Annotated in this window: 13 protein-coding genes and 1 tRNA gene; 8 read left to right on the forward strand and 6 right to left on the reverse strand. The window is 68.9% G+C overall.

Features of this window, described 5'->3' with window-relative positions:
- Positions 1-48 precede the first annotated feature (48 nt).
- The 4 genes from BM133_RS32895 to BM133_RS32910 form a co-directional block, all read right to left on the reverse strand.
- On the reverse strand, positions 49-690 hold the full coding sequence (locus BM133_RS32895) for a c-type cytochrome (protein WP_093443509.1): 642 nt from the start codon (positions 688-690) through the stop codon (positions 49-51).
- 116 nt (positions 691-806) lie between these two features.
- Complete coding sequence (locus BM133_RS32900; RefSeq protein WP_093443511.1) at positions 807-2,228, reverse strand: efflux transporter outer membrane subunit; 1,422 nt, start codon at positions 2,226-2,228, stop codon at positions 807-809.
- Positions 2,221-5,385, reverse strand: coding sequence for an efflux RND transporter permease subunit (locus BM133_RS32905; RefSeq protein ID WP_093443513.1), 3,165 nt, complete (start codon positions 5,383-5,385; stop codon positions 2,221-2,223). The genes BM133_RS32900 and BM133_RS32905 overlap by 8 nt, the downstream gene beginning before the upstream one ends.
- Before the next feature lie 15 nt (positions 5,386-5,400).
- Entirely contained in the window at positions 5,401-6,738 is a 1,338-nt protein-coding gene (locus BM133_RS32910) for an efflux RND transporter periplasmic adaptor subunit (protein ID WP_093443515.1), read from the reverse strand.
- Between the two features lie 179 nt (positions 6,739-6,917).
- Here BM133_RS32910 and BM133_RS32915 point away from each other — a divergent pair, with 179 nt between their 5' ends.
- The 5 genes from BM133_RS32915 (at position 6,918) to BM133_RS32935 (ending at position 10,308) form a co-directional block, all read left to right on the forward strand.
- Complete coding sequence (locus tag BM133_RS32915; RefSeq protein ID WP_093443517.1) at positions 6,918-7,589, forward strand: TetR family transcriptional regulator; 672 nt, start codon at positions 6,918-6,920, stop codon at positions 7,587-7,589.
- A 43-nt stretch (positions 7,590-7,632) separates the two neighbouring features.
- Positions 7,633-7,707, forward strand: a tRNA-Arg gene (locus tag BM133_RS32920).
- A 145-nt stretch (positions 7,708-7,852) separates the two neighbouring features.
- Positions 7,853-9,073: an MFS transporter gene (locus BM133_RS32925; protein ID WP_093443519.1), complete on the forward strand. Its 1,221-nt coding sequence runs from the start codon at positions 7,853-7,855 to the stop codon at positions 9,071-9,073.
- Positions 9,074-9,286: 213 nt separating this feature from the next.
- Positions 9,287-9,508 (forward strand): hypothetical protein, encoded by a 222-nt coding sequence (locus BM133_RS32930; protein WP_041944048.1) that lies wholly within the window; start codon positions 9,287-9,289, stop codon positions 9,506-9,508.
- Between the two features lie 71 nt (positions 9,509-9,579).
- The gene (locus BM133_RS32935) at positions 9,580-10,308 is read left to right on the forward strand and encodes a glutathione S-transferase (RefSeq protein ID WP_093443521.1); all 729 of its coding nucleotides are present in this window, start codon (positions 9,580-9,582) and stop codon (positions 10,306-10,308) included.
- Here BM133_RS32935 and rsmI read toward each other — a convergent pair.
- Complete coding sequence (gene rsmI, locus BM133_RS32940; protein WP_093443523.1) at positions 10,305-11,279, reverse strand: 16S rRNA (cytidine(1402)-2'-O)-methyltransferase; 975 nt, start codon at positions 11,277-11,279, stop codon at positions 10,305-10,307. The genes BM133_RS32935 and rsmI overlap by 4 nt on opposite strands.
- A 51-nt stretch (positions 11,280-11,330) precedes the next feature.
- Here rsmI and BM133_RS32945 point away from each other — a divergent pair, with 51 nt between their 5' ends.
- The 3 genes from BM133_RS32945 (at position 11,331) to BM133_RS32955 (ending at position 13,293) form a co-directional block, all read left to right on the forward strand.
- Complete coding sequence (locus BM133_RS32945; RefSeq protein ID WP_093443525.1) at positions 11,331-11,705, forward strand: YraN family protein; 375 nt, start codon at positions 11,331-11,333, stop codon at positions 11,703-11,705.
- Positions 11,706-11,875: 170 nt separating this feature from the next.
- Positions 11,876-12,520, forward strand: a complete 645-nt coding sequence (locus BM133_RS32950; RefSeq protein WP_093443527.1) for an SIS domain-containing protein — start codon at positions 11,876-11,878, stop codon at positions 12,518-12,520.
- Positions 12,517-13,293 (forward strand): BON domain-containing protein, encoded by a 777-nt coding sequence (locus BM133_RS32955; protein ID WP_093443529.1) that lies wholly within the window; start codon positions 12,517-12,519, stop codon positions 13,291-13,293. Before BM133_RS32950 ends, BM133_RS32955 begins: the two co-directional genes overlap by 4 nt.
- Positions 13,294-13,323: 30 nt before the next feature.
- Here BM133_RS32955 and BM133_RS32960 read toward each other — a convergent pair whose 3' ends face one another.
- Positions 13,324-14,232, reverse strand: a complete 909-nt coding sequence (locus tag BM133_RS32960) for an NAD(P)-dependent oxidoreductase (protein WP_093443531.1) — start codon at positions 14,230-14,232, stop codon at positions 13,324-13,326.
- Positions 14,233-14,298: the final 66 nt, after the last annotated feature.

Genomic DNA, 14,298 nt, shown 5'->3' on the forward strand with positions numbered 1-14,298 from the left:
CCGGCGCTGGGCCGGCTTTTTCTTTGGGGCGAAGCAGAGAGGGAGGGATTACTTGGCCGGGGCAGCAGCCGTCGAGGCTGCGGCAGCCGGTGCCGACGCGGCAGGCGCAGCACCCGAAGCGCCTTCTGCGGGCGCTGTGGCCGCCGGGCGATCGGGCACCGGGAACTTGGCGCCACCGGCATTGGCCATGTAGACCACCGCACGGCCGATTTCGAGGTCTTCGAAGTCGCCGCCGCCCTGGGGAGGCATCGCGCCCTTGCCCTTGAGCGCATGCTCCAGCAGCGTGGCGTAGCCCTGGCCGATGCGGGGGCCCCAGGCTGCAGCGTCGCTGTAATGCGGTGCGCCGGGAATGCCGGGCGCGCCGTGACAGGCAATGCACTGGGCCTTGAAGACGGCCTCGCCAGCGGTCAGCGGCCGGTTGGCGTCGCGGATCTCGATGGCGCCGACCTTCTTGAGGCGGTCGGCCACTTCCTTGTCGCGCGATTCCTTCGACACGCCGTAGAGCGCCATGTTGTCGCCCTCCGCGGTGCCGGCGGGCTTGGTGCCCGAGACCACGTAGGCGACAAGTCCCACGATGATCAGGATCGGTGCAATGAAGGAGAAAAATACCGCGAGCAGCAGTTGCTTCGGGTTCTTGATGGGGCCTGTATGGGCTTCTTCTGTGGCCTGGTAGTGCGGGTCTGCGCTCATGGCGTCCTCAATAACGGGGGCTCGTCGGGGGGCTTTTTCTAGATCAACCGACGATTATAGAGAGGCCCCCCGCCCCGGCGGGCGATTGGCCTCCCGATATCGGGCGCGCAAGCGCCTCAACCCTTGTCGCGCGTTGCCCAGCCGCCACCCAGCGTCTTGTACAGCGTGACCTGGTTCTGCAGTTGCAACAGCCGCGCATTCACCGCCAACTGCTGCGCCGTGAACAGCGAACGCTGCGCATCGAGCAGGTCCAGCGCGCTGGCGATGCCGTTGCGGTAACGCAGGTCCGAGAGCTTGAAGCGCACCGCTTCCGCTGTGGCCTGCGCGCGCTGCGCACGCACCTCTTCGCCCAGCGTGGCGCGGCCCGCGAGGGCGTCGGCCACTTCGCGGAATGCGGTCTGGATCGACTTCTCGTACTGCGCGACCGCGATCTCGCGCCCGGCCTTGGACGACTGCAGCGTGGCCCAGTTGCGGCCCGCATCGAAGATCGGCAGCGTGACCGTGGGCGCGAACGACCAGGCCTTGGAGCCGCGGTCGAACAGGCCCGAGAACTCGCTGCTCGCGGTGCCGATCGAGCTGGTGAGCGACACGCGCGGGAAGAAGTTCGCGCGCGCCGCGCCGATGTTGGCGTTGGCGGCAATCAGCTGCTGCTCGGCCGCGCGGATGTCGGGCCGCTCGATCAGCATGTCCGAAGGCAGGCCCGCGGGCACGTCGGGCATCGGCTGGATGCCGTCCAGGCCCTTGGTGCCGCCCGAGAGTGCCGTCGCCGGCACCGGCGCGCCCAGCAGCAGGGCGAGCGCGTTCTCGTCCTGCATGCGCGCGCGCTGCTGCTGCGCGTAGGTGGCGCGGGCGCTTTCCGCGGCCGTGTTCGCGGCCTGGAAGTCGATTTCGGACGACACGCCGTTGTCGAAGCGCAGCTTGGCCAGGCGCACCGATTCCTCGCGCGTGACCATCGTCTGGCGCGTGATCTCCAGCAGTTCGTCGTCGGCCATCAGCGTGATCCAGCCGGTGGCGACCGAGGCGATCAGGCTGATCTGCGCGGCCTTGCGCGTTTCCTCGGTGGCCAGGTACTGCGCCAGCGCCTGGTCCTTCAGCGCGCGGATGCGGCCGAAGAAGTCCAGCTCCCAGGCCGTGAAGCCGAAGTTGACGCTGTACTGCGAGGTCACGCTGCCCTGGCTCGGGTCGATCGCCTGGTAGACATTGGGGCTCGAGCGCGAGCCCGATCCCGTGAGGCCGAGCGCCGGGAAGAGGGCCGAGCGCTCGATCTGGAACTGCGCGCGCGCCTGCTCGATGTTGAGCACCGACACGCGCAGGTCGCGGTTGTTGGCAATCGCGGTCTGGATCAGGCCCGACAGGCGCGGATCGGTGAAGAAGTCCTCCCACGGCAGGGCCGCGGCGGCCGGGCCGCCCGGTTGCGACGGGTCACCCGGGAAGGTGGTCGGCACCGGCGCGGCGGGGCGCTCGTAGGTCGGGATCAGCGAGCAGCCCGCCAGCAGCATCGCTGCGGCCAGGGCTGTGGGAATCAGTTTCTTAGTCATGCTTGGGTTCCTCCACGATGCCGGCGGCTTCTGCATGCCGCTTGTCGGCCTCATGCTGGCGCGCACTGCCCTTGAACAGGGTGCGCACGACGACGAAGAACACCGGCACGAAAATCACGGCGAGCGCCGTACCGGTCACCATGCCGCCGAGCACGCCGGTGCCGATGGCGCGCTGGCTGGCCGAGCCGGCGCCCGAGGCGATCACCAGCGGCACCACGCCCAGGCCAAAGGCCAGCGAGGTCATCACGATCGGCCGGAATCGCAGGTGGGCCGCGGCCAGCGCCGATTCGACGATGCCCTTGCCCTGTGCCTGCAGGTCCTTGGCGAACTCGATGATCAGAATCGCGTTCTTCGCCGAGAGGCCGATGATCGTGATCAGCCCCACCTGGAAGTACACGTCGTTCGAATAGGAGCGCAGCATGGTTGCCAGCAGCACGCCCAGCACACCGAGCGGCACCACCAGGATCACCGACAGCGGGATCGACCAGCTCTCGTACAGCGCGGCCAGGCACAGGAACACCGCCAGGATCGCGAAGCCGTACAGGACGATGGCCTGCGAACCCGCGAGCTTTTCCTCGCGCGACTGGCCGGTCCATTCGAAGCCGAAGCCTTGCGGCAGCTGCGCGGCGAGCTTTTCCATCTCGGCCATGGCGGCACCCGTGCTGAAGCCCGCCGCGGCAGAGCCGCTGATGCGGATCGCCGGGTAGCCGTTGTAGCGCACCGTCTGCGTGGCGCCCGTGACCCACTTGGTGGTCGCGAAGGCCGACAGCGGCACCGGTTGGCCCTGCGTGTTGCTGGCGTTCAGCCGGAGCAGGTCGTCGGGCTGCATGCGGGCCGGTGCATCGGCCTGCACCACCACGCGCTGCAGGCGGCCGCGGTTCGGGAAGTCGTTGATGTAGCTGGAGCCCAGGCCCGTGGAGAGCGTCGCATTGATCGCGTCGAAGGTCACGCCCAGCGCGCTGGCCTTTTCGCGGTCGATGTCGATCTGCAGCTGCGGCGCGTCTTCCAGGCCGTCGGGGCGAACCTGCGACAGGATCTTGCTCTGCCCGGCCATGCCCAGCAACTGGTTGCGTGCGTTGATCAGCGCCTCGTGGCCTGCGCCCGAGCGATCCTGCAGCCGGAAGCTGAAGCCGCTGGCGTTGCCCAGTTCGGGAATGGGCGGGGGGCTCAGCGGGTAGATGAAGGCGTCGCGGATGCCCGAGAGCGCACCGAAGGCACGGCCGGCCAGCGCGCTGGCCGAGTGGGCCGGGTCCTTGCGTTCTGCCCAGTCCTTCAGCGTCACGAAGGCAAGGCCCGCGTTCTGGCCCTGGCCCGAGAAGCTGAAGCCCATCACACCCACCATGCTCTGCACTTCGGGCTGCTTCAGGATGAAGCCTTCGACCTGCTGCATGACCGCCAGCGCACGCTCTTGCGTCGCGCCCGGGGGCAGCTGCACGTTCACGATGATGTTGCCCTGGTCTTCTTCCGGCAGGAACGAGCTGGGCAGGTGCGTGTAGGTGTAGGCCACCGCGCCGATGATCGCCACGTAGATGATCAGGTAGCGCGCGGCGCGGCGCAGGATGCGCGCGACGATGCTTTCATAGCCCTTGGCCGTGCGCGAGAAACCGCGGTTGAACCAGCCGAAGAAGCCGCGCTTCTCGTGGTGGTGGCCGGCTTCCACGGGCTTGAGCAGCGTGGCGCACAGCGCCGGCGTGAGCGACAGCGCCATGAAGGCCGAGAAGGCGATCGAGGTCACCATCACCGCCGAGAACTGGCGGTAGATGTTGCCGGTCGAGCCGGCGAAGAACGCGAGCGGCACGAACACCGAGATCAGCACCACCGTCACGCCGATGATGGCGCCGGAGATCTGCTTCATGGCCTTGCGCGTGGCTTCCAGCGGCGAGAGCCCCTCTTCGCTCATGATGCGCTCGACGTTCTCCACCACCACGATGGCATCGTCCACCACGATGCCGATCACCAGCACCATGCCGAACATGGTCAGCACGTTGATCGAGAAGCCCAGTGCGAGCAGCGAAGCAAACGTGCCCAGGAGCGCGATCGGCACCACGATGGTCGGGATGATCGTGTAGCGCCAGTTCTGCAGGAACAGGAACATCACCACGAACACCAGAGCCACGGCTTCCAGCAGCGTCTTGACCACTTCGGTGATGGAGATCTGCACGAAGCGCGAGCTGTCGTACGGAATGTTCCACTTCACGCCCGGCGGGAAGAAGCGCTCCAGCTCGGCCATCTTGGCGCGGATCGCCTTGGCCGATTGCAGTGCGTTGCCGTTGGGGGTCGGCTGGACGCCGATACCGACCGCGGGCACGCCGTTCAGGCGGGCCGAGGTGGCATACGACTGGCCGCCGAGTTCGACGCGCGCGACGTCTTTCAGCCGCACGGCCGAGCCATCGGTGTTGGCGCGCAGCACGATGTTCTTGAACTGCTCCACGTTGGCGAGCTGGCCGTTCACCACCACGGTCGCCGCGATGGCTTGGCCGGGAATGTTGGGCAGGTCGCCGATGGTGCCGGAGGACACCTGGGCGTTCTGCGCGCGGATCGCGTTGTTCACGTCGGTGGGCGACAGGTTGAAGCCCTGCAGCTTGGCCGGATCGATCCACACGCGCATGGCGTTCTCGGTGCCGAACAGCTGGGCCTGGCCCACGCCCACGACACGCTGCAGCTCGGGCAGGATATTGCGCGAGGCGTAGTCGCCGAGCGCGACCGGGTCGAAGGCGGGATTGTCCGAAGACAGCATCGCGAACAGCAGGAAGTTGTTGCGCGACTTGTCCACGCGCACGCCCTGCTGCGTCACCGCGGCCGGCAGGCGCGGCGTGGCGCGGGAGAGCCGGTTCTGCACGTCCACCTGCGCGAGGTCGTCGTTGGTGCCGGCCTCGAAGCTGATCGTGATGGAGCCGGTACCGTCGGCCTGGGCCACCGATTCCATGTAGATCAGGCCCGGCGAGCCGTTCATTTCGCGCTCGATGACGGACAGCACGCTGTCCTCCAGCGTCTGGGCCGAGGCGCCGGGGTAGGCGACGTTGATCACGATGGCCGGAGGGGCCACCGGCGGGTACTGCGAGATCGGCAGCTGGGTGATTGCCACGCCGCCCATCACCAGGATGAACAGCGCGATCACCCAGGCAAAGATCGGTCGGTCGATAAAGAATTTGGCCATGCGGCGCGCTCCTGATTACTTCTTCTCGGCCGGCGCGGAAGCCTGGCCGTTCGCGGCGGGGGCTGCCGCGGGTGCGGCGGCCGGTGCCGCTGCAGCCGGCGCGGCTGCGGGGGCGGCGCCCGGTGCAGGTGCTGCGGGAGCAGGGGCTGCGTTCGGGTCCGGCTTCTTCCACGGCACGGCCTTCACGGGCGTTCCGGGCGGCATCATCTGCAGCTTCTGGAAGCCGTCGACCATCACCTGTTCGCCGGACTTCAGGCCGTCCAGCACCACCCACTGGTTGTCCTTGGCGGCGCTGATCTTGACGGTGCGCTTGCTGATCTTGCCGTCCTTGTCGACCACCGAGACGGTGTCGCCCTGCTGGGTGCGGGTGACGGCCTGCTGCGGCAGCGTGATCGCGTTGGTGGCCTGGGCCTGCTCGAGCTTCACGCGCACATAGAGACCTGGCAGCAGTTCGCCCTTGGGGTTGGGCACTTCGGCGCGCAGCGTGACCTGGCCGGTGGTCGAATCCACCGTGAGGTCGGAAAACAGCAGCTTGCCGGGCAGCGGGTAGTCGCTGCCGTCTTCCAGCACGACGCTCACGCTGGCGGCCTCTTCGCCGCCCGCGCGCTTGTACTGGCCGGCGGCCAGCGCGCGGCGCAGCTTCAGCACGTCGGAGGCCGACTGCGTGAAGTTCACGTACACCGGGTTGATCTGCTGCACCACGGCCAGCTCGGTGGCGTCGCCCTGGCCCACCAGCGCGCCTTCGGTCACGAGGGCGCGGCCGATGCGGCCCGCGATGGGCGAGGTCACGTCGGCGTAGCCGAGGTTGATCTTGGCGGTCGTCACTGCGGCACGGCCCGAGGCCACGTCGGCTTCGGCGGTCTTCTGCGAGGCGACGGCGGTGGCGTATTCCTGTTTGCTGACGGCGTTGGCTTCGACCAGCGGCTTGTAGCGGTCGGCCAGCGCCTTGGCCTGCACGGCGTTGGCTTCGGCGCGGGCCAGCGTGGCCTGGGCGTTCTGCGAAGCGGCCACCAGCGGTGCCGGATCGATGCGGAACAGGAGCTGGCCGGCCTTCACGTCGCTGCCTTCGCGGAACTCGCGCTTGAGCAGGATGCCCGAGGCCCGCGCGCGGACCTGTGCGATGCGCGAGGCTTCCAGGCGGCCCGGCAGTTCGGTCACGAGGCCGACATCGGTCGGCGTGGCCACGACAACGCCCACTTCGGGGGCCGGCGGATGGCCGCCGCCTCCCGCGCCGCCCGGACCGGCGGGTGCATCGCCCTTGCCGCAGCCCGCGAGGACCAACAGGACAACGGCGGCCACGGTCGCGAGACGCGGCGAAAAGGACGATGAGCGCGAGACATGCAGGAGAGGCATGCGATTCCTTTGAAGCGAAGACGGGAGATGGCGGCGTGTTCGCGGTGCGAACAGGATGACAGCATAAACAGCCGGGCCATCGGGGAAGCCCGCTAGTTTACATACATTCATGGATGTATAGTGACTCCGTGAATGGCCCCACGATACGCAAGGGGCGTTCGCTTTACAAATCAGGAGACTTGGTGGCACGTCGTACGAAGGAAGAAGCATTGGCCACGCGGAATCGGTTGCTCGATGCCGCGGAGCTGCTGTTTCAGGCGCAGGGCGTCTCGCAGACCTCGCTGCAGCAGATCGCGCAGCAGGCCGGCGCGACGCGCGGTGCGATCTATTGGCACTTCAAGGACAAGGCCGACCTCTTCAACGCGATGATGGAGCGCGTCATCCTGCCGCTGGAGGCCGCGCCCAGGAGCGAGGCTGCTGCCGGCAGCGACGACCCGCTGCTCGAGATCGAGGAGGGCATGGTCCACGCGCTGACCCTCATGACCACCGACCCGCAGGTGCGCCGCGTGTTCGACGTGGCCACCCACAAGGTCGAGTACACGCACGACATGGCCTCGGTGCAGCAGCGCCACCTGGATGCGCGCAATGCCTGCGTGGTCGATTTCGAAAAAGCCCTGCGACTGGCTGCGCGCCGCGCCCACGTCAAGCTGCCGGTGCCCGGCCACGTGGCGGCGCAGGGCATGCATGCGCTGATCAGCGGCCTCATCCAGAACTGGCTGCTCGACCCCGAGGCCTTCGACCTGGTGCCCACCGGCCGGCGCACCTTTCGCGTCTATCTGGCGGGGCTGGGCTTCGAGCGGCCGGCGACCGGCGCGGTGGTCGCGAACGAAGCGGAAACTGCCGCCGCCTGATAGGCGATAATCTCTGGCTCCGGAGATTTTCCGGAGCCCCTCTCTCGCTGTATTTCAACGGATAGAATTCGGCCCTCCGAAGGCTGAGATCCAGGTTCGATTCCTGGCGGCGGGACCAAATACAAAGCCGGAAGCTTGCAAAAGCTTCCGGCTTTTTTCATGACGGTCTGACGAATCCGGGCATCGGCGAGACAATCGCCGCGCTCTTCGCCCGCTTCTCGTCCGCGCTGCGGGCCGGGGCCGCAACCCGGACCTTTCCGCGCATGTCATCGCCGCTCCCCGCTCCAACGCCCACCCCTCCTTTTTCCCTGTGGCGCATCGCCGTGCCGGCGTTTGCGCCTTCGTTGCTCTTCGGGCTGGGCGAGGGCGCCATCCTGCCCATCGTGCCGCTGACGGCGCGCGGCCTGGGGGCTTCCGTGCCCATGGCCGCCCTGGTGATCGCCATGATCGGCATCGGCTCGCTGTTCAACAACATCCCCGCTTCGATGATCACGATGCGCTGGGGCGAGCGCTGGGCCATCGTCGCGGCGGGCGTGTGGAGCGGCCTGGGCATGCTCCTGTGCGTGCTGACCTCGCACCTGGGCCTGTTCGCCGCGGGCTGCTTCATGGTGGGCATGTCGCAGGCCGTCTACAACCTCGCGCGCCAGAGCTACATGACCGAGGCGGTGCCCATCGAGTACCGTGCGCGGGCCCTCTCGACGCTGGGCGGCGTCATGCGCATCGGCATGTTCGCCGGGCCTTTCCTGGCGGCGGGGGCGGTGCATGTGTTCGGCCTTTCCGCGGCCTATGTGGTCGGCATCGTGGCGGTGATGGGGGCCGCGGCCATCGGCGCGCGCATTCCCGACCTGCAGGTGCCGCCGGTCCCGGCCGGGCAGGCGGCGCCCGCCTCGACATCCGTCCTCTCGACCTTGCGGGACCACCGGCATGTGTTCCTCACGCTGGGCCTGGGCGTGGTGCTGGTCAGCGCGGTGCGGGCCTCGCGCCAGGCCGTGATCCCGCTGTGGGCCGACCACCTGATGCTGGCGCCCTCGGTGGCTTCGCTGATCTACGGCCTGGCGGGCGGCATCGACATGCTGGTGTTCTATCCGGCCGGCAAGGTGATGGACAGGAAGGGCCGGCGCTGGGTCGCGGTGCCCTCGATGCTGATCATGGGGCTGGCGATGCTGCTGATGCCGCTCACGACCGGCGTCGCCACGCTGCTGCTCGCGTCGCTGGCGATCGGCTTCGGCAACGGCATCGGCTCGGGGATGATCATGACCATCGGCGCCGACCACTCGCCGCGCCACGGCCGCGCGCACTTCCTGGGCATATGGCGCCTGATGTCCGACATCGGCTCCTCCTGCGGCCCGGCGCTGCTGTCTCTTCTGGCGGGCGGCTTGTCCCTGGCCGCGGGCATCGCCGTGACCGGGCTGATCGCCTTTGCCGCGGCGGGGACGCTGGCGTACTGGCTTCCGCGCAAGGTGATTGCGGCGGTCCGGAAGTGATCGCCGACACTGCCCGGCAGCGGCATCGCCGGGGCCCGATGCGGTACCATGGCTTTCCCCCCGTTGGGTGAGACTCCTGGCGGTGAGACCCCTGCAAGACCGGAAGCCTCCCAAGGCGTCCGGTCTTTTTCTTTCCCCCTCGACGTTCTCCCCACGACCATTCACCGCGCGCCGGCGTCTCTTCGCCGCCGCGCACATGCAAGATTTCCATCGATGACGGAGTTGACTGATCTGGACGAGGCCAGCCTGGCGGAACATGCCGCGGAGTGGCGCCGGCGCGCGCTGCGCGGCGAAAAACAGGCGCGCGGCATCGCGCATGCCCTCGAAACCGAGATGCGGCGCCGCTCCGGCGACACGGTCACCCAGAACATCGACCTGGACACCCGCCCGCAGGCGCTGCGCCTGGCACCGCGGCCCTGGTGGAAATTCTGGTGAGCCCTGCGCCACGCGGCGCGTGAACCCCCGAGCCGGTTGCAGGGCTGCACAGACCCTGACACCATGGCCGCATGCCTTACCAACTCCATTACTGGCCCACGATCCAGGGCCGCGGTGAATTCGTGCGGCTCGCGCTCGAGGCAGCGGGTGCCGACTATGTCGATGTGGCGCGGCTGCCCGAGGCCAAGGGCGGCGGCGAGTCCGCACTGGGCGAGCGGCTCGGCGACCCCAACAACGCCCGCGCGGCCTTCGCGCCGCCTTTCCTGGTCGACGGCGACGTCGTGGTGGGCCAGACCGCCGCAATCCTGCTGTACCTGGGGCCGCGCCTGGGGCTCTCGGGCGTCGGCGAGTCCGACGGCCTGTGGACCCACCAGCTGCAACTCACCATCGCCGACGTGGTGGCCGAGGCGCACGACACGCACCATCCGATCTCGACCGGCGCCTATTACGAAGACCAGCGCGATGCCGCCGTCCAGCGTGCGCGGTCCTTCCGCGAAGAGCGCATTCCCAAGTTCCTGAACTGGTTCGAGCAGGTGCTCCAGCGCAATCCCGCGGGCGACCTGCACCTGGTCGGCGACATGCTGACCTATGCCGATCTCTCGCTGTTCCAGCTGGTCGACGGCCTGCACTACGCGTTCCCGAAAGCCACCGCGAGGGCGCTGGCCCCTGCGCCGGCCGTCGAGAAACTGCATGCCAACGTCAAGCGCCGCCAGCGCGTGCACGACTACCTGCAGAGCCCGCGCCGCATCGCGTTCAACGAGGACGGGATATTCAGGCGGTATGCGGAGCTGGACGGCTAGTCGGCCGGTTCGTCGCTGCCGTCGTTGCCGTCGTTGCCGTCGTTACGAATGCGCAGCGCGGTTTCATACAGCGCATTGCGCGGCGCACCGCTGATCTCGGCGGCCAGCTTCACGGCAGTCTTCACCGGCAACTCGGCCAGCAGCAAGCGCAATACGCGCTCGCCTTCAGCACCGCCGTCGCCGCTCACCGCGACCGGGTGCAGCACCAGCGCGAATTCGCCCCGGATGCGGTCGCGGTCCGCGCCGAACCAGTCGGGCAGGGCGCTTGCCGCCACCGTCGCAATGTCCTCGAACTGCTTGGTGAGCTCGCGGCCCACGGTGATGCGGCGCTCGCCCAGCACCGAGAGGGCACGCGCGAGGCTTTCGATGCGGTGCGGCGCCTCCAGCAGCACCACGGCGCGCGGCTCCTGCGAGAGCGCCTGCACGGCGGTGTCGCGCTCGCCCGCCTTGCTCGGCAGGAAGCCCGCGAAGACGAAGGCGCTGCTCGCGTTGCCGTCCGCGCCATCGGCCACCAGCCCGGCGGCACCGATCAGCGTCGTGACGCTGCTCGCGCCCGGCAGCGGCAGCACGCGCTGGCCCGCCGCGCGCACCGCAGCGACGAGCCGCGCGCCGGGGTCGCTCACGCCGGGGGTGCCGGCGTCGCTCACGTACGCGATGCGCTCGCCTTGTGCCAGGCGCGCGACGACGGCCTGCGCGGCCTCGGCCTCGTTGTGCTGGTGCACCGCGAGCAGCCGGGCGCCGGGGCGGTCGATGCCGTAGGCGCGCAAGAGGCTCTGGGTGTGGCGGGTGTCCTCGCAGGCGATCACGTCCACCAGCTGCAGCACGTGCAGTGCGCGCAGCGTGATGTCGGCCAGGTTGCCGATCGGCGTGGCCACCACGTAGAGCGTGGCCTGCGGATAATGCTGCGCACCCGCGGCGTCGTGCGCGGCCGCAAGGGCGGCGCCGAAAGAAGCAGGGGCGAGTGAAGCCAAGAGGTTTCTCCGTGAGAGCGAACGACAAAAAAGAGAAGACGGCAGGGAGCCATGAAGACCACCACCACGAAGCGTCGCGGCGATGCGGCGGAAGACGCCGCGCTCGAACACCTACAGGACGCCGGCCTCGCGCTGATCGCGCGCAATTATCGAACGCCCGGCCGCGGCGGCGGCGAGATCGACCTGATCATGCGCGATCCGCGCGATCCCGGCGGTGGCACGCTGGTGTTCGTCGAGGTGCGCCAGCGCAGCGCCGGCACGCATGGCGGCGCGGGCGGCAGCATCACCGGGCCGAAGCAGCGGCGCATCGTGTTCGCCGCGCAGCACTACCTGAGCCGGCTGCGCACGGTGCCGCCGTGCCGTTTCGACGTGGTGCTGGTGGAGGAGAAAATCACCTGGCTCCCAGGTGCCTTCGAAGCGGGCTGATCCGTTCGAAACCCGGGGCGCAGCCCCTGCCAGCGCACCCGCGGAACCGGCTTTGCCGGGCCACCGGGTGAGCCCCCTCGAGGGAGGAGTCGAAGCGACACGAAGTGCGCGGAGATTCGGGGGGGCATTCCAACGTTCTGTTTCACAACCCCCAGTTATCATCCCGCCTCATGCTCGAGCAACGGATTCAGCAGCACTTCATCGACAGTGCCGACCTCAAATACCAGACCGGACCGGTCCTGAGCAAACCCATCTCTCAAGCGATGCAGGCCATCCTGGCCTGCGTGACCAGCGGCGGCAAGGTGCTGGCCTGCGGCGCGGGCGTCTCGGGCCTGCTGGCCGCGCAGTTCGCCGCGCAATTCGTCGGCCGCTTCGAACGCGAGCGCCCCGAGCTGGGCGCGATCGCACTGCCCGGCGACACCACCGACCCCAACGCCGACAGCGCCAATGCCATGGATGCCGACCGCTTTGCCCGCCAGGTGCGCGCGCTGGGCCAGGCCGGCGACGTGCTGCTCGCCTTGAGTGCCAGCGGGCAGTCGACGGCCGTGCTGGCGGCCGTCCTGGCTGCGCATGAGCGCGACATGACCGTGGTCGCTCTGCTCGGCAACGCCGTGTCGGGCCCGCCCGCTGCGCCCGGCGCGGGCAGCAGCGGCACCGGCGGCGTCATCGGCCGCGCGCTGCGCGAAACCGACGTCCAGATCAGCGTGCCGCACGAGCGTGCGGCGCGCATCCATGAAGTCCACCTGCTCGCGCTGCACTGCCTGTGCGACGGGGTGGACGCCCAGTTACTCGGAGAACAGGAAGCTTCCTCATGACCATGACGACACCGACCCAACGTTTTGCCCTCGCACTCACCCTGGGTGCCGCACTGGTCGCCGGTCTCTCCGCCTGCGTTCCGCTCGTGGTGGGCGGCGCCGCGGTGGTGGGCGTGGGCATGGTGGCGACCGATCGCCGCAGCTCGGGCGCCCAGCTGGACGACCAGGGCATCGAGCTGCGCGCCGCGGCCCGCGTGCGCGACATCGCCAACGACCAGATGTACGTGAGCGTCACCAGCTACAACCGCCAGGTGCTCCTGACTGGCGCGGTGGGCAACGAGGCCGACCGCCGCCGCGTCGAGGACGAGGTGAGCCGCATCGTCAACGTGCGCTCCGTGGTGAACGAACTCACGCTGGGCGCGCCCAGCACCTTCCAGGACCGCTCGAACGACCTCTACATCACCGGCAAGGTGAAGGCCTCGCTGCTCGATGCGAAGGACATCTTCGCCAACTCGTTCAAGGTGATCACCGAACGCGGCGTGGTCTACCTGATGGGCATCGCCACGCGGCGCGAGACCGATCGCGCGACCGAGATCACGCGCGGCGTGGGCGGCGTGATGAAGGTCGTGCGCGTGGTCGAGGTGGTGAGCGAAGCCGACCTCGCCGCGAGCCAGGCGGCGAACCAGTCCGCGGGACAGCGCGGCGGCACGGGCCCTGCGCCGGTGAGCAACGCGACGCCGTCGTCATCATCCTCGCGCGTGCCGCTGCCGCCGATGGAGCCGCTGCCCGCGCCGGGCTCGGCGCCGGCGGTGACGACCTCGCCGGTCCGCTGAAATCAAAAAGCCCGCATCCGCGGGCTTTTTTCATTTGAGCCGGATGATCAGGCTCGAGGTGTCCCAGCGCCTGCCGCCGGCCTGCTGCACGTCGGCGTAGAACTGGTCGACCAGCGCCGTCACCGGCACGCGCGCACCGTTGCGCTTGGCCTCGTCGAGCACCAGGCCCAGGTCCTTGCGCATCCAGTCGACGGCAAAGCCGTAGTCGAACTTGCCCTGGATCATGGTCTTGCCGCGGTTGTCCATCTGCCAGCTCTGGGCCGCGCCCTTGCCGATGACGCCGAGCACGGCTTCCATGTCCAGGCCCGCGCGCTGGCCGAAGGCAATGGCTTCCGACAGGCCCTGCACCAGGCCCGCGATGGCGATCTGGTTCACCATCTTTGCGAGCTGGCCGGCACCGCTCTCGCCCAGCAGCGTGACGGCGCGTGAAAACGCCGCAGCCACCGGCTGGATGCGCTCGAAGGCGGCTGCGTCGCCGCCGCACATCACGGTCAGCGCGCCGTTCTGCGCACCGGCCTGGCCGCCGGACACCGGCGCGTCGATGAAGTGCAGGCCCAGCGCCAGGGCCGCCTTGGACAGCTCGCGCGCCACGTCGGCCGAAGCGGTCGTGTGGTCGACGAGCACCGCGCCCTTCTTCATGCCGGCGAAGGCGCCGTCGTCGCCCAGCACCACCGAGCGCAGGTCCTCGTCGTTGCCGACGCAGCAGAAGACGATGTCTGCGCCCGCCGCGGCTTCGCGCGGGGTGGCGGCATGGCGGCCCGGCGGGCCGAATTCGGCGGCCCAGGCCTCAGCCTTTGCGGCCGTGCGGTTGTAGACCGTGACGCTGTGGCCGGCCTTGGCCAGGTGGCCGGCCATCGGCCCGCCCATGACGCCCAGGCCGAGAAAAGCGACCGTCTGCGCGGGGATGGATTCGTAGGTTCGGGTGTTGATGCTGCTCATGGGGCGAGAGCTTAAAGCCATTCCGTGACCGGTGCGATGGCCCCAAACCTGTACGTGAACGTACAG

The sequence above is a fragment of the Variovorax sp. 770b2 genome, assembly GCF_900115685.1.
Taxonomy (GTDB): domain Bacteria; phylum Pseudomonadota; class Gammaproteobacteria; order Burkholderiales; family Burkholderiaceae_C; genus Variovorax.

Bases quoted from the DNA above. Each gene is read 5' to 3' on its own strand.
- BM133_RS32935 (WP_093443521.1), top strand. From the start codon at position 9,580: ATGCCTTACCAACTCCATTACTGGCCCACGATCCAGGGCCGCGGTGAA.
- BM133_RS32945 (WP_093443525.1), top strand. From the start codon at position 11,331: ATGAAGACCACCACCACGAAGCGTCGCGGCGATGCGGCGGAAGACGCC.
- BM133_RS32905 (WP_093443513.1), bottom strand. From the start codon at position 5,385: ATGGCCAAATTCTTTATCGACCGACCGATCTTTGCCTGGGTGATCGCG.
- BM133_RS32900 (WP_093443511.1), bottom strand. From the start codon at position 2,228: ATGACTAAGAAACTGATTCCCACAGCCCTGGCCGCAGCGATGCTGCTG.
- BM133_RS32950 (WP_093443527.1), top strand. From the start codon at position 11,876: ATGCTCGAGCAACGGATTCAGCAGCACTTCATCGACAGTGCCGACCTC.
- BM133_RS32930 (WP_041944048.1), top strand. From the start codon at position 9,287: ATGACGGAGTTGACTGATCTGGACGAGGCCAGCCTGGCGGAACATGCC.
- BM133_RS32910 (WP_093443515.1), bottom strand. From the start codon at position 6,738: ATGCCTCTCCTGCATGTCTCGCGCTCATCGTCCTTTTCGCCGCGTCTC.
- BM133_RS32895 (WP_093443509.1), bottom strand. From the start codon at position 690: ATGAGCGCAGACCCGCACTACCAGGCCACAGAAGAAGCCCATACAGGC.
- BM133_RS32925 (WP_093443519.1), top strand. From the start codon at position 7,853: ATGTCATCGCCGCTCCCCGCTCCAACGCCCACCCCTCCTTTTTCCCTG.
- BM133_RS32955 (WP_093443529.1), top strand. From the start codon at position 12,517: ATGACCATGACGACACCGACCCAACGTTTTGCCCTCGCACTCACCCTG.
- BM133_RS32960 (WP_093443531.1), bottom strand. From the start codon at position 14,232: ATGAGCAGCATCAACACCCGAACCTACGAATCCATCCCCGCGCAGACG.